Origin of the sequence: Pseudoalteromonas sp. SR41-4 (assembly GCF_014163985.1) — a bacterium.
GTDB lineage: Bacteria > Pseudomonadota > Gammaproteobacteria > Enterobacterales > Alteromonadaceae > Pseudoalteromonas > Pseudoalteromonas rhizosphaerae.
The window spans coordinates 39,513-59,102 of record NZ_JACJEI010000012.1; the positions used below are offsets into that span (position 1 = coordinate 39,513).

At 39.1% G+C, this 19,590-nt stretch carries 19 protein-coding genes; 16 read left to right on the top strand and 3 right to left on the bottom strand.

Going from position 1 to position 19,590, the window contains the following annotated elements; genetic code table 11:
* Nucleotides 1–23 precede the first annotated feature (23 nt).
* The 4 genes from H5180_RS11365 (at nt 24) to rluF (ending at nt 5,231) form a co-directional block, all read left to right on the top strand.
* Nucleotides 24–1,571 carry a glycogen synthase gene (locus H5180_RS11365; protein ID WP_182758263.1) on the top strand — a complete coding sequence of 516 codons (1,548 nt, stop codon included), beginning with the start codon at nt 24–26 and terminating at the stop codon, nt 1,569–1,571.
* Nucleotides 1,572–1,689: 118 nt separating this feature from the next.
* Complete coding sequence (locus tag H5180_RS11370) at nt 1,690–2,901, top strand: EAL and HDOD domain-containing protein (protein ID WP_182731590.1); 1,212 nt, start codon at nt 1,690–1,692, stop codon at nt 2,899–2,901.
* Between the two features lie 16 nt (nt 2,902–2,917).
* Nucleotides 2,918–4,003: a DUF418 domain-containing protein gene (locus tag H5180_RS11375; RefSeq protein ID WP_145235902.1), complete on the top strand. Its 1,086-nt coding sequence runs from the start codon at nt 2,918–2,920 to the stop codon at nt 4,001–4,003.
* A gap of 304 nt (nt 4,004–4,307) precedes the next feature.
* On the top strand, nt 4,308–5,231 hold the full coding sequence (gene rluF / locus H5180_RS11380) for a 23S rRNA pseudouridine(2604) synthase RluF (protein ID WP_145235899.1): 924 nt from the start codon (nt 4,308–4,310) through the stop codon (nt 5,229–5,231).
* A 60-nt stretch (nt 5,232–5,291) separates the two neighbouring features.
* Here the strand turns inward: rluF and H5180_RS11385 are convergent, their stop codons facing one another.
* Both H5180_RS11385 and H5180_RS11390 read right to left on the bottom strand, forming a co-directional pair.
* The gene (locus H5180_RS11385) at nt 5,292–8,354 is read right to left on the bottom strand and encodes an efflux RND transporter permease subunit (RefSeq protein ID WP_182758264.1); all 3,063 of its coding nucleotides are present in this window, start codon (nt 8,352–8,354) and stop codon (nt 5,292–5,294) included.
* Between the two features lies 1 nt (nt 8,355).
* Nucleotides 8,356–9,438, bottom strand: coding sequence for an efflux RND transporter periplasmic adaptor subunit (locus tag H5180_RS11390; RefSeq protein WP_145235892.1), 1,083 nt, complete (start codon nt 9,436–9,438; stop codon nt 8,356–8,358).
* A gap of 122 nt (nt 9,439–9,560) precedes the next feature.
* Between H5180_RS11390 and H5180_RS11395 the strand changes: the two genes are divergently transcribed.
* The gene (locus H5180_RS11395) at nt 9,561–10,454 is read left to right on the top strand and encodes a LysR family transcriptional regulator (RefSeq protein WP_145235888.1); all 894 of its coding nucleotides are present in this window, start codon (nt 9,561–9,563) and stop codon (nt 10,452–10,454) included.
* On the top strand, nt 10,455–10,760 hold the full coding sequence (locus tag H5180_RS11400) for an MGMT family protein (protein ID WP_145235885.1): 306 nt from the start codon (nt 10,455–10,457) through the stop codon (nt 10,758–10,760).
* Nucleotides 10,761–10,769: 9 nt separating this feature from the next.
* Here H5180_RS11400 and H5180_RS11405 read toward each other — a convergent pair whose 3' ends face one another.
* A complete protein-coding gene (locus H5180_RS11405; RefSeq protein ID WP_145235882.1) occupies nt 10,770–11,408 on the bottom strand; it encodes a hemolysin III family protein in 639 nt (212 codons plus the stop codon).
* 255 nt (nt 11,409–11,663) lie between these two features.
* Between H5180_RS11405 and H5180_RS11410 the strand changes: the two genes are divergently transcribed.
* The 10 genes from H5180_RS11410 (at nt 11,664) to H5180_RS11455 (ending at nt 19,573) form a co-directional block, all read left to right on the top strand.
* A complete protein-coding gene (locus tag H5180_RS11410) occupies nt 11,664–11,960 on the top strand; it encodes a hypothetical protein (RefSeq protein WP_182758265.1) in 297 nt (98 codons plus the stop codon).
* Between the two features lie 213 nt (nt 11,961–12,173).
* The gene (locus H5180_RS11415) at nt 12,174–12,752 is read left to right on the top strand and encodes an LON peptidase substrate-binding domain-containing protein (protein ID WP_145235874.1); all 579 of its coding nucleotides are present in this window, start codon (nt 12,174–12,176) and stop codon (nt 12,750–12,752) included.
* A gap of 66 nt (nt 12,753–12,818) precedes the next feature.
* Nucleotides 12,819–13,442 carry a sigma-70 family RNA polymerase sigma factor gene (locus H5180_RS11420; protein WP_145236307.1) on the top strand — a complete coding sequence of 208 codons (624 nt, stop codon included), beginning with the start codon at nt 12,819–12,821 and terminating at the stop codon, nt 13,440–13,442.
* Nucleotides 13,435–14,097, top strand: coding sequence for a ChrR family anti-sigma-E factor (locus tag H5180_RS11425; protein ID WP_145235871.1), 663 nt, complete (start codon nt 13,435–13,437; stop codon nt 14,095–14,097). The genes H5180_RS11420 and H5180_RS11425 overlap by 8 nt, the downstream gene beginning before the upstream one ends.
* Before the next feature lie 8 nt (nt 14,098–14,105).
* Nucleotides 14,106–15,059: a DUF523 and DUF1722 domain-containing protein gene (locus tag H5180_RS11430; protein ID WP_182758266.1), complete on the top strand. Its 954-nt coding sequence runs from the start codon at nt 14,106–14,108 to the stop codon at nt 15,057–15,059.
* Nucleotides 15,059–16,453 (top strand): deoxyribodipyrimidine photo-lyase, encoded by a 1,395-nt coding sequence (phrB, locus tag H5180_RS11435; RefSeq protein ID WP_182758267.1) that lies wholly within the window; start codon nt 15,059–15,061, stop codon nt 16,451–16,453. Before H5180_RS11430 ends, phrB begins: the two co-directional genes overlap by 1 nt.
* A gap of 1 nt (nt 16,454) precedes the next feature.
* A complete protein-coding gene (locus H5180_RS11440) occupies nt 16,455–16,883 on the top strand; it encodes a nuclear transport factor 2 family protein (protein ID WP_182734157.1) in 429 nt (142 codons plus the stop codon).
* Nucleotides 16,883–17,593, top strand: a complete 711-nt coding sequence (locus H5180_RS11445) for an SDR family NAD(P)-dependent oxidoreductase (protein ID WP_169018644.1) — start codon at nt 16,883–16,885, stop codon at nt 17,591–17,593. Before H5180_RS11440 ends, H5180_RS11445 begins: the two co-directional genes overlap by 1 nt.
* Nucleotides 17,590–18,846: an NAD(P)/FAD-dependent oxidoreductase gene (locus tag H5180_RS11450; RefSeq protein WP_182734158.1), complete on the top strand. Its 1,257-nt coding sequence runs from the start codon at nt 17,590–17,592 to the stop codon at nt 18,844–18,846. The genes H5180_RS11445 and H5180_RS11450 overlap by 4 nt, the downstream gene beginning before the upstream one ends.
* A complete protein-coding gene (locus H5180_RS11455; protein WP_145235849.1) occupies nt 18,839–19,573 on the top strand; it encodes a DUF1365 domain-containing protein in 735 nt (244 codons plus the stop codon). Before H5180_RS11450 ends, H5180_RS11455 begins: the two co-directional genes overlap by 8 nt.
* The last annotated feature ends 17 nt before the right edge of the window (nt 19,574–19,590 follow it).

The following is a 19,590-nucleotide window of genomic DNA, read 5'->3' on the forward strand; positions in this document are numbered from 1 at the left end:
CAGTTGTAGGAAGTAAGAAAAAGATGCATGTATTAATGGTTGCGGCCGAAAATGACGCTTTACCAAATGCCAAAGTGGGTGGTGTTGCAGATGTACTACGAGATTGTCCCAAAGCATTAGCGGAGCTTGGCTTAACCGTTGACGTGGTTATTCCAGATTATGGTTTTACCGCGTTAGAGCGTGTGCAATTAGGCACGCTCCATGTGCCCTTTGCAGGATATATTTATGATGTTCAAGTGTCGCAAGTATATGTAGATCAGCAGCAAGTCAGGCAATTAGTAATGTCACATCCGTTATTTAGCCAGCACCATGGCGCTGTATACTGTAATGATGATGGTGACCGACCTTTTGCCACTGATGCCACTAAGTTTGCATTATTTAATGCTGCAGTGTGTGAAGCGCTATTGCAAGGTGTTATCACCCGTCCCGATGTGTTGCATTTGCATGATTGGCACAGTGCGTGTGTGGCGGTATTGTTAAAGTTTGATCATCGGTTTGCATCTTTTTCTTCTTTGCGTAGTATATTTACAGTACACAATATTGCACTGCAAGGGATCCGCCCATTCAAAGGAGATGATTCAAGTTTAGAAGCATGGTTTCCGGCGTTAAGTTATAACGGCGAGGTATTATGCGATCCGCATTATCCTCATTGCTTTAATCCGATGCGCAGCGCTATCAATTTAGTTGATAAGATACATTTAGTATCTCCAAGCTACGCACTAGAAGTATTGCAAGCCAGTGAACCGCATAACGGCTTTTTTGGTGGCGAAGGTTTAGAGCGCGACTTGAATAATGCGATGGCAAACAATAAAGTCGTCGGAATATTAAATGGCTGTGAGTACACTGAGCACAATCAAAATGCGCAGATAAGCAGTACGTTATCACAATTATACTTTGAAATAGAGCAGGCATTGTTTGCTTGGATGGCTAAAGAAGTTAACCTGCAAAGCAGTTACTATATAGCTCATCAGCGGTTACAGCAGTTTATTGAGCAGCCAGTTAAAGGGCCTTTAGTCACCAGTGTTGGACGCCTAACCGATCAAAAAGCTTTGTTACTGCGCCAACCCTACGAAAACCAGCAAGTGCTTGATGCATTGTGTGAAAAGTTAAATGAACAGCAAGGACGTATGATAATTTTAGGTTCCGGTGACACGGCTCTTGAAGATGTCATGACAGCCGCCATGGCGCGTAATAGTAACCTATTGTTTTTAAGGGGTTATGGTAATAACGTTGGCGAATTACTGTATGAGTTAGGAGACTTATTCTTGATGCCAAGCTCCTTTGAACCGTGCGGTATTAGCCAAATGCTAGCTATGCGAGCTGGACAGCCTTGTTTAGTGCACCAAGTTGGTGGCTTAAAGGATACCATTACACATATGGAAAATGGTTTTAGTTTTAGTGGTGACACATTACAAACACAAAGCGAGGCGCTAGTAACGTGCTTTGCTAATACTCTTACTCTGAAACAAGAACAACCTAAACAATGGGTCGAAATTGTCAGCAATGCAAAGGCTGCTCGCTTTACATGGTCCCACGTAGCAAAGGACTATATTAGTAAACTTTATAATTAATACTGCTATTTATCATCTTACTAGCTATAATGGATTGTAATAACATTATGATTTAGTTACTTAGTATTGTTTTTTATTTTGTAACTAACCATCAATAGTCGAGTTTAAGGGTGAAAAAGTGCAAGTATTTGTTGCGCGCCAAGCAATATTCAATCGTCGTCAACATGTAGTTGCCTACGAATTGTTGTTTCGTAATAGTAGTGATAATTATTTTCCGGATATTGAAGAAAGTGTCGCAACGGCGAAACTGATCATGGAAAATCAGCTTAATTTTGGCACTCGACATATTACTTCTGGTAAAAAAGCACTGATAAATATCGGTCCTGATTCTTTAAAAATGGATTTATGTGCATTTTTGCCTTCGCAAGATGTGGTACTTGAGTTGCTCGAAACAATTGAGCCGACTGAAGAAAACTACCAGCTATGTCGTGCGCTGTTTCATAAAAACTTTGTGTTAGCACTTGACGATTTTGTATATGAGCCTAAGTGGGAAAGGTTTTTAAAACTTGTTAAATTAATCAAATTTGATATTCAAATAACACCTTTGCAGCAAATTGAACCGCTTATTCGACGGCTGCAAAAATACAAAAAGCTAAAGTTGCTTGCCGAAAAAGTCGAAACTATTGATGATTTTAAAATAGCTCATAAGATGGGCTTTGATTATTTTCAGGGTTATTTTTTTGCCAAGCCGGTAGTCATTCAACAAAGAGATATTGATATAAACTATGCATTAGCCTTGACCATCTATGCACAAGTTATGAAAGAGCATCCTGATATCAATGCGATTGCGCGATTGTTTCAATTAGATACAGCGTTAGCATTTAAGTTATTAAGATTGATCAACAGCGGTGTGTTTCCTGTCCAAAAAGAAATAGAGTCACTCAAACAGGCTTTAGTTTATTTAGGTCATGATCATATAAAGAAGTTTGTTAGCTTGATTATCACCGCTCACGTTGCACAAACGAAACCTAACGAATTGATCAAAATGTGTATCATTCGGGCCCGATTTTGTGAGCTGATAGCGAAAAAGATAGCGCCTTCGCAAGCGAATAGTGCCTTTTTAACCGGTCTTTTTTCGTTGTTGGATGCAATATTAGATCGCCCAATGGAGCAATTACTCCTTCGTTTACCATTTCCAGAACCAATCAAAGACGCTCTAATGGAAGAAAAAAACACCCTGTATTATATCCTTGCAACAGTAAAAGCGTATGAATCAGGTAGCTGGTGGGCTATGGAGCAAGCAGTTGTATTTATTAACATAAATAGTGATTTACTGCCGAAGTTTTATCGAGATGCGCTAGACTGGTCAAACATACATAAGCACAACTAATAAGTCGAGCCCAATAATGCGTAATCAAAATATGGATGTTATTCGTGGTGTTGCTGTGCTTGGCTTAATGTACATGAATGCCTATTCCTTTGGTTTATTTGAATTTGGTTACGTACCATTACAGTCCCCGCCTTTTTCGGATCATGTTATTCAATGGGTGAGCCTTAGTGTTATTGACGGCCGCTTTCGCAGCTTATTTTGCTTACTCTTTGGTGCTGGCTTATATATTCAGTGGCAGCGTTACCAGCAGGTTGAGCAATTGCAAAAACGCTTAAAAGTATTGGCCGTGTTTGGTTTACTGCATGGCTTTTTGTTGTGGGCTGGTGATATTTTGTTTATCTATGCATGCGCAGGTTGGTTGGTCATACAGTACCTTGATGCGAGTGACGAGATGTTATTAAAACGCGGTTGGCAATTTCTATCATTAGCCGCAGCGATAACTTTTTTGATAGCCTTAATTGACCCCACACTGACTATCTATCGAGATTCAGCCGATTTTTTAGCAAGTTATAATGCTTCACGAGGATCGGCATTAACTATTTTTGTCAATAATAGTGTGATGTTTATCGTGATGCTCATTGCACTTCCGCTGATCACTTTGTGGATGGCTGCAGGATTAATGCTATTCGGTATTTATGGCTATAAAAATAAACTGTTTGAGACTGGTTTAACTAAATTAAGCAAAATCAGAGTTTTGTCAATTGCGCTACTGTTAAGTGCGATTAGGATCAGTTTTGAATATCAATCTAGCTTATTTATTAGTGCATTAAAAGAACCCGTAAGCTGGTTTGCAGCATTATTCACAGCCCTATTAATTATTCATTTTGTGGTAAGGCTGACGACAAAACATGACTTTCACTTTATTGCATTGCAGCGTGCAGGAAGGCTCGCATTAACTTTATATCTAATGCAAACTATTTGCTTGTTAGTGTTGTTTAAAGTTTTTTATCCGCACTGGGTGCTAAGCTTTAATCATTTAGAATATTACGTATTAGTGAGTGGTTTAGTCATTTTTCAACTTAGCTTTAGTGTGATTTATTCGCGTTATTTTAAGCAAGGTCCAATGGAATTTATTTGGCGAAAGTATACAAATGCTGCTTGAGTTGAAGCTACTGTAAATAGTGTGGTAATTTTTTCTCTATCAATGTAGGTTAAAATTAGCGCAAACCTACATACCGTAAAACAGAGCAATCGTTTAAGTATAAACAAACCGATTAGGTGCTTGCTGTGAAAAGGCTAATAGTTGGTTTAACAGCGCTTTATACTGCGTGATTAATTTTAACAAGTGGCTTCTATTGTTTGCAATCTGTGCCTTGTCTAAATCGCTTTTAAATTCAACTGCGCTCGCATCTTAAGGTGGTTTGGGTATACAATATCGGCCTTTAAAATTAATGTGAATTTGGCTCATGACAGACTTAAAACGATTAAATAAATTTATTAGTGACACCGGTTTTTGTTCACGACGCGAAGCGGATAAATATATTGAAGATGGTCGTGTTACTGTCAATGGTATACGACCGGAAATGGGTGTCAAAGTAGCATTGTCTGACACGGTACTGATTGATGGTAAGCCGCTGAAGAAAGTGCCGAAACGGGCGTACATCGCTTACAACAAACCCGTTGGTATAACCTGTACAACTGAGCGTAAAATTCAAAGTAATATCGTCAAAGCGGTTAACTACCCAGATCGTATTTTTCCAATTGGTCGCTTAGATCGGCCATCAGAAGGGTTGATATTTCTGACAAATGAAGGGGATATCGTCAATAAAATTCTTCGTGCTGGCAATAATCATGAAAAAGAATATGTTGTTACAGTCGACAAGCCATTAAATCGTCAGTTTGTGAATAAGATGGCAGGTGGTTTACCAATTTTAGATACAGTCACGAAAAAATGCAAAGTTACACAAACAGGACCGCAACAATTTACTATTGTATTAACGCAAGGTTTGAATCGTCAAATTCGTCGTATGTGCGAGTACTTGGGCTATGAAGTGGTCACCTTAAAACGCGTACGTATTATGAATGTCACGTTAAAAGGCTTAAATGTTGGCCAGTGGCGCCATTTAACTGAGCAAGAAATGGCTGAGATTAATAATTCGATTGCCGACTCGGGCAAAACCGAAGAGTTATCAGTGGATGAGAACAAACAACCTGCGAATATCAGCAAGCCGAAACAAGCACGCACGCCTTACAAAGAAAACGATAAAAAGCGTGATTTTGCTAAGCATGTCAAACAAGGCCGTTTTGATTCTAAAAATGACCAAACTAACGCCAAACCTGCAAGAAGAAATAGCACCACTCGCACAGGCACATTAAGCCTTAAAAAATAAGATCAAATTGTAAAACCAGGAACAACATAAATTGTGCTCCTGGTTTTATTTAAACCTCAGTTATTTTGCTTTTGGCACCTCAATTTTAAATAGCACGGTATAAAGCACCGGCACTACGATTAATGTCAACACGGTTGCAAAGCCTAAACCAAACATAATCGTCACCGCCATTGATTGGAAGAACACATCAAATAATAATGGGATCATTCCTAAAATGGTGGTGATTGCTGCCATCGCAACGGGGCGCACACGGCTTACACCGGAATCAAATACTGCTTGATAAGGCTCTTTGCCTTCACTGAGCTCAAGGTTGATCTGATCTACCAACACAATGCCATTTTTAATCAACATACCACTTAAGCTTAATAACCCAAGTAGCGCCATAAAACTAAATGCGGCGTTCATCACTAGCAAGCCGGCGCTGACACCGATGATTGCTAAAGGTACTGTGGCCCAAATAACCAGTGGTTTTTTTACTGAGTTAAATAGCAACACAGTGACTGCAAACATCGCTAAATAGCCCAAAGGTAACGAGCCAAAAATAGCTTTTTTTGCCTTTGTTGATGATTCAAACTCACCGCCCCATTGTAATTCATAGCCATTAGGGAGTTTAATTGCTTCAATACCTGGCCTGACTCTTGAAAATAGTTTAGCGGGTGTTTCATCGCCTATTACGTCATGATCGGCCATTACTGTAATAGTACGTTTGCGATCGCGGCGCATTATTAGGCTGTCTTCCCACTGTACAACAAACTCATCCACCACTTGAGTAATTGGCACGAATACGCCTAATACTGGGCTGTATATTTGTAGGTCACGGAGGCTTTCAACATTAAGACGCTCTTGTGCAGGTGAGCGGGCAATAATGGGGATCTGTTGAGTACCATCTTTGTAAATGCCGACTTTTTTACCGGAAAAACTGGTTAATAATAGTTGGTCCAAGTCTGTTTTAGCGATACCCAGACGCCGTGCTTTTTGTTCGTTAAGTTGCGGGCGAATGAGTTTTGAGCGTTCACGCCAATCATCACGAATATTATAAGCACCGGCATCTTTTGCTAGCACTTCTTTTGCTTGTTTAGCTAATTGGCGAAGCACTACTGGATCAGCCCCCGAAAAACGCGCTTCTATTTTAGCATCAGTAGAAGGGCCTATTTCCATACGTTTTATTTTAAGCTTGGCATCAAATACATGGTTGTATTCATAGTCGCGAACTTTTGCAATCATCGTCGCCACTGCTTCGCGGTCTTTTACACGGATAATTAATTGACCATAAGCTGGGTATGATTTTTCAGGTGCGTAGGTCAACATAAACCGTGGTGCGCCTTGGCCTATCGTTGATGTTACTTCTTCGACCAGCTCATCTTTTTGTAAGAATGCTTCGAGTTTGGCGACGCCATCTAAAGTGGCATGAATATCAGCCCCTTGTGTATGCCAATAATCTACGTAAAACATTGGCGTGTTAGAAGCTGGAAAAAACGCTTGTTTAATAAACTTAAAGCCAAAAACAGAGCTAGCTAATAAAACGACCATCAACAATAAAGTGGTTTTACGAAAACGCATCGAGGTGCTTAATAAACTTTTATATAGATTAAAGATCACACCTTGATATGGGTCTTCATCATGGCTTTGCTGCTTGAGCTCTGTTTCTTTAAACATTAAGTCAGCAAAGAAAGGAGTTAAGGTGATGGCAGTGATCCAGCTTAATAATAATGAGATAAATAATACCCAAAATAAGCTGCCGGCAAATTCCCCACTAGCGTCAGAGCTTAAGCCAATTGGCGCAAATGCAGTAATAGCAATCACGGTTGCGCCAAGTAAAGGCCACTTTGTTTGCTCCACTATATTAGCCGCTGCTTTTATCTTTGTTTGCCCTCGCTTTAGGTTTATTAAAATACCTTCAGTGACTACGATGGCGTTATCAACCAACATTCCTAATGCAATGATCAGTGCACCTAAAGAGATACGTTGTAAATCAATCGCAAACAGTTTCATGAAAATGAATGTACCTAATACGGTCAGCAATAAAATTGCCCCGATCAGTACGCCACTTTTAAAGCCCATAAAGACAAGCAGGACAACAATAACGATAGCGACAGCTTCGAGTAAGCTGATGATAAAGCCATTGACTGATTTTTCGACTTCAACAGGTTGGTTATAAACGGTATTTATTTCCATGCCATGGGGGCGCTGATATTCAAGCGATGCTAAATGCGCTTTAATGTTATCGCCTATATCCACAACGTTTACACCACTGCTAAACGATACGCCAACGAGCAAGGCTTGCTGCTGGTTAAAACGGATTACATTATTAGGTACTTCGGCGTATTCACGAAACACCGTTGCAACGTCACCGAGGTAAATCAGTTCATTTTCACCTGGTTTTGAGATCAGTAGATTTTCGAGCTCTTTTACGTCTTTGAATTCGCCTGTTGGGTGCAGTCTAATTGATTCATCGCCTACGCGTATTTTACCTGCATTCGATACGGTATTTTGTGATTGCAATAATTGATAAATTCTAGTTGGTGCAATACCAAGCTGCGCCAGCTTACGCGTCGATATTTCAACCATCACCTGTGCTTGTTGTTCACCACTGACGGTCACTTTACCTACGCCGTCAACGAGTACCAGTTCGCGCTTTAAGTAATCAACATAGTTTTTTAGTTCGTCATAAGAGTAACCATCGCCAGTGACGGCATACATTACGCCGTATACGTCGCCAAAATCATCTAAAATGGTACTTGGGTATACACCACTTGGCAGTGATGAAGCGTTATCGTTAATCTTGCGCCGTAGCTCATCCCAAATTTGTCGTAAGTCTTGTTTGCGATAGTTGCTTTTCATTTCAACGGTAATTTGTGATTTCCCTGGAGATGAAATGCTGGTTACGTAATCCACATACGGCAATTGTTGAATTGCATTTTCAATCGGAAAAGTAACTTCATCTTCTACCTGTTGTGGTGAAGCGCCAGGATATAAGGTGATCACCATGGCTTTTTTTATTGTAAATTCAGGGTCCTCAAGCTGACCAAGTCCTAAATAAGATACTACGCCACCGATTAATAGTAATAGCGCGCACATCCAACTGACGACCTTTTGTTTTATGGCAAGTTCAGCAATGCTCATTTTATAAGCCTCGCTCTTTTTGCCACGGACGTACTTGCATGCCTTCTTTAAGGTAGTGAACACCAGCCGCGACCACAGTTTGACCTTGCTCTAAACCAGCAAGCACTTCAATACCACGTCGATGTAATTGGCCAACTTCAACAGCTTGCTTTTTCACCTTGCCAGTCTGTGGATCGTATAGCCAGACATAGCTGTTATTAGTAGGCTGTGTTGGTTCAGAGAACACAGCTTCAACAGGGAGTAAAATATAGTGTGATTGCGAGTGAGTAACTTTACTTAGATCAATATCTACACTGCCGGTCATGCCTGCCAACAGGTTAAAATCTTTAGGCACTGGTAATGAAAATACCACCTTGTAAGTTAATGTGGCTGGATCTGCTTGGGTGTCGAATTCTTTAATCATTAAGGTATATGATTTATTTGGAAAACCGTCAAAAACCACGCTTGGCTGATAGTCAATGTCTTTATCAATACGGGCGATTAGTTTTTCGGGTACTTGAATGATCACATCCATTAAATCACGGGTTTCTAAGCGAAGAATGTTTTGTTTTGCTTGGATATTCTCAAAGTTTTTAACAAACACTTTGGAAACGGTGCCGCTAAAAGGGGCACGTAATTCGCTATTATCTAAGTTGGTTTTTGCAATTTTTAATGCCGACTCAGCTACCTGTTTATTGGCAAGTGCCTGATCAAGTTCGGATTGACTGGTAATTGATTTATTAAATAGTTTTTGTACGCGTTCAAGTTGCGAGTGCGCCAATTCAAAACGTGCTTTTCGCTCATCATATTGCAGTTGAAAATCTTCAGGGTCTAACTTGGCAAGGAGTTGATCTTTTTCAACATGTTGACCCGCCAATGCCGGGAACTCTAATAACTCACCGTTAACTCTAAACGCCAAATAAGAGCCTTGATTTGCCACTACTTCTGCCGGAAAACTGCGTATTGTCTGATCTGAGTTAGTATCAATTTCAAATAGTTTTACTGGACGAATAGCTTGTTCGACGTGAGTGTCGGTATTTGATTCTTTACAGGCGACTAAACTCAGTATTAATGTAGATATAATTAAAACTGGCGACAGTTTCATGGTCTTCTCCGTGGCTATGAAAACATAAATTAGATGCAGCATACGCCGCGAACATATAAAATAAAAATTATTAAATTTTAAAAAGATCATAAATAAAATTTATGATTTTAAGTTGGACCATTATGAACTTAGTGCAGTTAAAAATGCTTGATGCCATTGTTCGCACTCAAAGCTTGTCGCAAGCTGCTTTAGCACTGTATAAATCGCAACCAGCTTTAACGTTAGCTATTAAGAAACTTGAAGCTGAGCTTGGTTTTGAATTGTTAGATCGTAGCCATTATCGATTGCAATTAACTGAAAAGGGTCGTATTTATCATCGCGAAGCAGCATTATTATTAGATGCTCAGGCACATTTAGCACAACTGGCCAGTGAACTTGCACTTGGTAATGAAGCAAATTACAAAATTTGTTATGAGCAGTTATGTCACCAAGCACTGTATAACGATATTATTTGCAATGCTTTTGTTAAACATACCAGCACCGAGTTTAGTGTAACCAGCGGAAAGCGCTTTGTTTCTCTTGAGCAAGTTAATAAAGGACAAGCAGACTTAGGGATTGGTCCGTGGTTTGATTTGTTTCATGCTACAGGCGATTTAGAAAGTTTACCGATTGGCAAGCTCGATATTGGTATTGTTAGTGTGACAGGATTAGTGCCAGATAAAGTAACTTATCAACAATTACAGAACTTTCCTTGTTTAGCGATGTTTGAAAGTGATATGAGTTTTGACTCTGATCGTTTATCGTATTCAAAAGGCTCTACCATGATGAAAATTGATGATATATCAACTTTAAAATCGTTTTTATTATCGGGAGCTGGCTGGGCAATGATGAGTTTAGCGCATTGTCAAAATGAACTTGAAAGTGGTGTATTACAACAAATTAAAATACTAGACAGAGAAAATACGTTTAGCGCACAGATCAGAGTATTCCGACAAAATGCCACTCATCATGGACCCGTGGCAAGAGCCGTGTGGCAAGATTTTAAGCAGTTAAGTAAAACGTTTTTAGGGTCGTAAATGCAAGCCAGTAAAGAAGACAAAATTTATACTGTGATGGCGAATATACCGCCAGGAAAAGTAGCCAGTTATGGACAAGTAGCGGCAATGGCAGGATTGCTAAATAATGCTCGGCTAGTAGGGCGGTTATTAAAGTTAATGCCAAAAGATTCAAGCATACCTTGGCATAGAGTGATCAACAGCCAAGGTAAAATTTCTTTTCCTGAAGGGACAGCGCAGTACCAAAAGCAATATCAATTACTGCAAAGTGAAGGCGTAATTTTTAAAAATGGTCGTGTTAATATGCGTCAATTTCAGTGGGACTAATTAAAAAATTTAACCGACCGTAATAATATAGCGGCTGATTGCAATATAGTGACAAACACAGCCTGCAATCACAAATACATGCCAAAGTGCGTGGCTATATTGACGACTTTTAGCACTATAAAAGAGTGTGCCGAGACTATACAAAATCCCTCCACTGAGTAACCACCATAGTGCGTTTACTGGCACATTTAAATAAAGCGGGTAGACAATTGCAACTGCAAACCAACCCATTAATAAATATGTTGATAAAGACACTTTTTTGTTTTGTTTTTTCACCATTAATTTATAGCACACTCCGCCAAGTGCTAAAGACCATATAAATACCAGCGTTAAAATCGACCAAATTCCGGTTAATGAGAGTACTAAAAAAGGGGTGTAAGTGCCTGCAATCAAAATATAAATAGCACAGTGGTCACATTTTTTATAAAAAGCCCGCGCACCTATGCTGCTACTACTGTGATAAAGCGTAGATGATAAAAACAGCAACAATAAACTACCGCCATAAACAATTGCACTGACCGTTGCTTCAATCGTGTGTGTCTTGCTGATCAGCTCCCACAATACAAACAATGAAAATATAACGCCTGCGCCGTGAGACAGGCTATTAAGTTGCTCTTCTTTTTTAGAATAAGCGGGTTCAACCGACATGACATACTCATCATAAAACATTAATTTGGATTTGAGTGTACAAGTGTACGCTGAAGCTTTCAATGCTTATTTATTGACTATATTTTGGTTTTTTTAACCAACTTGAATGGTTTTAAAATTCACATCATCAAAAGGTTATGCACTTGTGTGATTTAAAGTGCATAAAAAACAATTAGTTAAAATTTATTTCGTGGTTGGCACAACCTTTGATTAAGTAATAGCGACTAACTTAATAACACAATAGGGAATACCATCATGAAAAGCATTATTAAACTATCTGTTGCAGCACTTTTGGTTGTTGGTTCTACACAAGCAAGTGCAAATGACGGTCAATTAGATATTACTCAAACGCTATCAAACAGCATTGCACAATACATTGAAAGTACGAGTAATGAATTACAAAGCAAATTAAAACAGTCATTGTTTAGTGATTCGCAAAAAATGTTAACCGAACTGTTTTCTCAGCAAAGCGAGCAATCAGCTGAAGTAGGTGTAGCTGAAAATACATCACAACTCGTTGCAACTAGCAATGCAGTAAAAGTTGAGGGTTAAGGCAATGAGCAGCGAATTAGGATTATTAGCTTTAATGTTAGCACCCGTTGTAAGCTTGTTAAGTGCGTATGCATCAGTTGAATTGTTACGTAATGTAGGGCAGTGGCTAAACATAGGCTAAGGGGATACCGATAAGTAATAATCAGTAACATTGATCTTGTTTGCTGCAGTGCACGTAACGTAATGCATAGTTAAACTGATGTAGTGAGCCTTATGAAACGTGCAATCTTTCCATTACCTGTATTTATTTTACCAAGTGGGTATACGCGGTTAAGAATTTTCGAACCTCGTTATCTTGATATGGTAAAAGAATCACTTAAAAATGATCATGGATTTGTTCTTTGCCAGTATGATGTTGATAGTCATCTCAACGTTCCTAAGTATGGATGCTTAGTGGATATTATTGACTTTTCACAAGATCAACAAGGGCAATTACTGATTGATGTGGTGGCCAAATCTGTGGTTGAGTTAACTGATGTAACTGAAGATAAGCAGCAGCTACGTTTCGGTCAGCTATCAGCACCTACAATGCCTTTTTGGTTTGAACAACCCCATAATTTAGATCGCGATGATACATATTTAGTAACTGCTTTAGAGCAGTTGTTTGATGTTAATACAGAATTAACCGATTTATATCGCCAGACACACTTTGATGATTTGAACTGGGTTATTGCTAGATGGCTTGAATTATTACCTATTTCAATTGATAAAAAACAACAGCTTGCCTTTAAATCAGACTTTGCGAATATTCACTCTTTCCTTCATACTGTGATTAATAACGAATTTTCCTAATTAATATGATCTTAATTTAGTTGCCCTGCGTATTGAATAAGCAAGAACACTAATGGGAATATTATGATGGTGAGTCAACAACTTTCAACACGTTGTGAACCTAACACAGGTAATTACACTGCCATGCCACAAACGCCAAGCAAAGAACTTGCTGATGCATTATCTGCGGTTGCAGCTAATCGCGATAAACAAGCATTCGCTTATTTATTTGCGTACTTTTCACCAAAAATAAAACGCTTTGGTATCAAGCAATTTAACTCAGAAGCACAAGCGATGGAATTAGTACAAGACACGCTAACTTCCGTGTGGCGAAAAGCACATCTCTATAATAATGATAAAGGCGCTGCTACAACGTGGGTATATACCGTAATGCGAAACGCATCATTTGATATGCTCAGAAAAATGAAAAGTAATAAAGAAGATAATATTAGCGAAGATATTTGGCCGTTAGTTGAGCAACATGATAATGCTGACTATGAATTTAGTGATCATCTTGAAAATCAACAAATAAAAAATTACCTAGATAAATTACCTCAAGCTCAACGCGATGTGGTTAAAGGCGTTTATTTTCAAGATATGTCACAAGAGCAACTTGCAGAACAATTGAACATTCCAATTGGTACCGTGAAGTCACGTTTACGTTTAGCGTTACAAAAATTACGCAATGAAATGGGAGACCGCAATGATTAAACATCACCCAAGCGATGCGCTATTAGCGCAGTATTGTAATGCGTCATTACCGGCAAGTATAAACGTCGCCGTCGCTATTCATCTTGATATGTGTAGTTGCTGTAAAGAAAAAGTGCAACGCATTGAAGCAAACAATGCCGTAGATGTGTTTGGCACTGATGATGAGCATCCTCAAACTACAGATTTAGCTATTGATGAATTATCATTAATTGATGCAATTACAGCAGATGTAACTGCTGATGAGGTATACAAGGTCGCGCCTCAAACTATCCTTGTTAATCAGCAAAATTATCAATTGCCCCGTGCTCTTGCCCGTATTTCACATAGCAAATTTATGCAAATGGGGAAATTATCACGTTCTCGTATCGATCTAGATGATGGTGCGTTACGTTCTAGCTTATTGCACATTGATGCTGGTGGAGAAATCCCTGAACATACTCACACTGGTTTCGAATTGACTTTATTACTTGATGGCGAGTTTAGTGATGAAGAGGGTCAATATGTGCCTGGCGACTTTATGTGGCTCGACGGTCGTCATCAACATACCCCGATCACAGAAAAAGGTTGTTTATGTTACACAGTAGTCAGTAGTGCTCTACACTTTAAGAAGGGACTGAGTAAGTTACTCAATCCAATTGGCAATTTGATTTACTAGGAGTGTATATGCAGCAATCGACTATTCAAATAGGCATAAGTGCATGCCTTGCAGGTGAGAAAGTTCGGTTTGATAGTGGCCATAAAAAATCAAATTTTTGCATGGATGAATTCGCAAAACATGTTGAATATAAACGCTTTTGTCCCGAAGTGGCGGTAGGTCTACCGATCCCAAGACCGACAATTAGACAAGTTAAAGTAGGCACAACTATTAAAGTGTGCCGTCCTGACGGCAGTGGTGATGTTGGCCCACAATTGACAGAATATGGTAAAAAAGTTGCCATAGAGCAGGCTGCACAATTAAGCGGCTTTGTTTTTTGTGCTAAAAGTCCAAGCTGCGGCATGGAACGGATCAAAATATATAATGAAGCAGGCACAGGTAATACATCTGAAGGCGTGGGTTTTTTTGCTGCGCAAATTATGGCTCACAACCCATTGTTACCGTGTGAAGAAAATGGTCGTTTAAATGATATGCACTTGCGTGAAAACTTTGTGATGCGAGTGTTTACTTATAAAAACTGGCAATTGTTGCGTCAACAACCAGCAACCCTGCATAGGTTAACGCAGTTTCATGCGCAATATAAGTATTTGTTAATGGCTCACAATTATCAGGCATATAAAGATCTTGGTAATTTACTGGGCACCTATGTTGGCGATGATTTTGAGCAGCTTGCTGACGATTATATTGCAGGTTTAATGGGAGCGCTGAAAAGACCTGCATCACGCAAAAATAACAGCAATACTTTAATGCACTTACAAGGCTACTTTAAAAAACATTTATCCAAAATTGAAAAAGAAGAGCTACGAGATGCAATTGATGAATATCGCTCAGGTTTAGTGCCGCTGTATGTACCGCTGACACTCTTAAAACATCATTTGAAAGTACATCCAAACGAATACTTAGCAAAGCAAGTTTACTTCAACCCTTATCCTCACGAACTAAAATTACGCTACGGAATTTAATGAACACTGTATTTTGGTTTAGGCGCGATTTGCGCCTTTTTAATAATCATGCCCTTTATCAAGCAATCGACAATGGTTGTAAAGACGCTATATTTTTTATCACTGAGCAACAATGGCAACGCCATGGTGTTGCTTCAATACAAATTGATTTGCTAAAACGAAGGTTAAACTTCTTAGGTCAGTTACTAGCTGATAATGGCATCACCTTGCATATCATTGAAGCAGGTAATTACGCAGGATGTGTGCAGCAGTTAAGCGAGTTCTGCCAGCGACATTCAGTAACACAGTTATTTGCCAATAAAGAATATGAAATTAATGAAGTTGAGCGCGATAACGCATTTTTACATCATGCTGATAAACTTAAAGTATCAGTTACCTTGTTTGATGGTGACGTGGTTGCACCGCCTGGAACGGTACTGAATCAAAGTGGTGAGATGTTTAAGGTGTTCACCCCTTTTAAAAATGCCTGGCTAAAGCAATATCAAGATACTCATTTTTATTTTCAAGCCCCCCCGACAATGTTTAGCCCAATACCTTGGCAAGGTTCAGAGTTACTTACCGGTGACGATTCCTCACATAAGTGGCCAGTTGATGATGCGTCATTAAGTCAAATCTGTGCCCGCTTTATCAGCGATAAATTACTCAGCTATAAAGATCAGCGAGATATTCCAAGTATTAAAGGCACATCAGGCTTAAGTCCGTATTTAGCTTTAGGAATTGTCAGCGTTCAGCAATTAATTGCTCTTGTACAGCAACAATATGTCGATGCTTTAAGTAGCTCTAAAAGCAATTTATTTACTTGGGTCAACGAGTTAGTGTGGCGTGAGTTTTATCGTCATTTAATTGTGGCTTATCCAAAACTTAATAAATATAACAACTTTAATGAGAAATATGACCCAGTAAAGTGGCGAACTGATGAGGCTGATTTTACTGCTTGGTGTGAAGGTAAAACAGGCTACCCGCTTGTTGATGCCGCTATGAGGCAGCTTATTCAAACTGGCTGGATGCATAATCGCTTACGAATGGTGGTTGCCAGTTTTCTTACCAAACACTTGTTAATTGATTGGCGTAAAGGTGAACGTTTCTTTATGCAGCATTTGATCGATGGCGATTTAGCGTCTAACAATGGCGGTTGGCAATGGGCTGCAAGTACCGGCTGCGATGCCCAGCCATACTTTAGAATATTCAACCCGATTACTCAAAGTGAGCGATTTGATCCTGATGGTCATTTTATTCGTAAGTATATACCGGAGTTGGAAAATGTGCCGAATAAGCAAATTCATTTTCCACATGAATATTTAGCGAAAAGCGGCAAAGCAAAAGCGGTTTATTGGCCAGCAATCGTTGATCATAAAACGGCTCGCTTACGAGCGCTTGATGCATTTAAGGTATGATATGAGCAACCACAGAACAGATAAATTTATCGCGATATACCAAAAGCTAAGTAAAGAAAATCTACATTTACTGAGTGATATTTATGCTGCAGATATTCACTTTTCTGATCCATTGCATGAAGTCGATGGTTTAGCTGACTTACATCAATATTTTGCTAAACTTTATAGTAATGTTATTGAATGCACGTTTGATATCAGTGACACTGTTAGTGTAGGCGATAATGCTTTTGTTTACTGGACTATGTATTATCGCCATCCAAAGCTTAGCAATGGCCAGCAAATAGCCGTAGCAGGCCATAGCAAGTTAACATTTACTGGTGACAAAATCAGCCTTCATAAAGACTACTTTGATGCTGGTGCATTACTTTATCGACATATCCCTATTCTCGGTTCAATTATTAAATACATAGATAATAAGGCAGCGGAATAATGATCACGCTTATAACAGGTGCAACATCAGGTATTGGTGAACAACTTGCGAAACTGTATGCGCAAGCCGGGGATACAGTGATCGCTTGTGGGCGTAACCAAGAAAAACTAAACGAACTTGCGCAACTAACGAATATTGAAAGTTGTCAGTTTGACGCTACTGATTTACAAGCAATACGAAGTAGCACTGTTGCTTATACGCAATTTGATCGCGTTATTCTTAATGCTGGCAATTGTGAGTATATCGATGATGCGCATAATTTTGACAGTGCATTGTTTACCCGCGTTGTTACTACTAATTTGCTTTCGATGGGTTATTGTCTTGAGGCTTTACTACCGAGGATAAAGTCCGGTGGTCAGTTGGTGATTGTCAGTTCAAGCGTAACTTATTTACCGTTACCGCGCTCTGAAGCATATGGCGCATCAAAAGCTGGGGTCAGTTACTTAGCAAAAAGTTTAGCCATTGATTTAGCTGATATTGACGTAACCTTAGTGCACCCAGGCTTTGTTAAAACACCGTTGACTCAAAAAAACGATTTTCCAATGCCAATGGCAGTTACTGCAGAAAAAGCGGCAAATTATATTATCAAAGGGGTCGCTAAGCGCCGCAAAGAGGTGCATTTTCCTTATCGTTTCACCCTTATTTTAAAATGTTTACGCATGTTGCCGCTGCCAATTTGGCTCATGCTTGCAAAAGGATTAAGTCGTTGAAAAAAATAGCAATTATAGGTTCTGGAATTGCAGGATTAAGCTGCGCGCATTTGTTGCACAAAAAGTATGATATTACGGTATTTGAAAAAAACAACTACATTGGTGGGCACACCGCAACGATAGATATACAGGTTGATGGTGTTAAGCATGCTATTGATACTGGCTTTATTGTTTTTAATGATCGCACTTACCCTTATTTTGAAAAGCTGTTAAAGCGCATCGGCGTTGAACGACAACCGACAGAAATGAGTTTTAGTGTGCATAATCAGCAAACTGGTTTTGAATACAATGGCCACACTTTTGCCAGTTTGTTTGCTCAAAAGCGCAATATATTTCGTCCGCGCTTTTGGAAGTTACTCAGTGATATTGTGCGTTTTAACACGTTGTGTAAAAAACTATATCATGACAACGACTACCAAAGTGAGCAGATGTTAGGTCAGTTGCTCGACCAACACGGTTTTAATGATTTTTTTCGTTACCATTATATTTTGCCAATGGGCGCGGCTATCTGGTCAACAAGTATTAAAGAAATGAGTAATGTAGGGGTTGAGTTTTTTGTAAAATTCTTTTTCAATCATGGCTTATTAGATATTACTAATCGTCCGCAGTGGTATGTTATTCCCGGTGGTTCAAGGGAATATATCAATCCATTGATCAGTGGTTTTAAAGATAAAATAAAATTGAACACGGATATACAGTCTATTTTTCGCACCCCAGAGCAGGTTTTGATCCGATTGAAAAATGGTACCGTTGAGCAATTTGATAAAGTTATTTTTGCTTGTCATTCTGATCAAGCTCTCGCTTTACTTGAAAACCCAAGCACTGATGAAAAAGCAATTTTATCAGCCATTCCCTACACTGAAAATTCAGTGATTTTGCATACTGACACTGCTTTGCTGCCAAAACGTAAAGCCGCATGGGCCAGTTGGAATTATCTACTTACCGATAATCTTGATAAAGCTGCTGTTGTGACTTATCAAATGAATATTTTGCAAGGCATAACAAGTAAAACGCAATTTTGTGTCACGCTTAATCACCGTGAGGGAATTGATAAAACTAAAATACTCCGAGAATTTACGTATCATCATCCAGTATTCAATAAAACGTCTATTGCTGCTCAGCAACAGAAACAGCTTATTGATGGAGCCAACAACAGTTATTTTTGTGGCGCTTATTGGTATAACGGATTTCACGAAGACGGCGTGAAAAGCGCTGTAGATGTTGCTCGCAAACTTGGGGTTGAATTTGAATAGTGCACTTTTAATCGGTGATGTTCGTCATCACCGATTAGCAATTAAAGCGCATAGCTTTAATTATCAGTTGTACATGATGTGGGTTGATCTTAATGCTCCTCAGCAACTTGATGGTGTTCACCCTTGGCTTGGAACAACAGGCTTTAAAGCACTTAAATTTAAACAATCAGATTATCTTAATCGTGATTTAGATACTCAACAACCAATCAAACAACGAGCAATTGATAAAATTGTCGAGCTGGGGATTACTGCTCCGTTTAGTAATGTTTATATGCTCGGACAGCTGCGCTGTTTTGGGGTGTATTTTAGCCCAGTTAACTTTTTCTTCTATGAAACGGCTGATGGCGATTTTCCCTATATGGTCGCTGAAGTGAGTAATACCCCCTGGAACGAGCGACACTATTACTTGGTTGATTTACACAAGAAAGTGAACTTTAAAAAGGCTTTCTCCGTATCACCATTTATGAATTTAGATATGGATTACCACTGGAAAGTGCGTTTAACAAAGCACAATACTATGATCCATATAGAAAATAAAAAAGATAATACGCTATTATTTACTGCCAGTTTGCGTTTACAACGCCAGTCACTCAGTCGTGCTGCGGTTACTGCGTTACTGAAACGTTTTCCTGCTATGACAATCACTGTGATGAAAGGAATTTACGTACAGGCGTTTAAACTATTTTGTAAGCGAGTGCCTTTTTTAGGTCACTCAGGCAAGAATTGATAAGCTAAAATAATGAA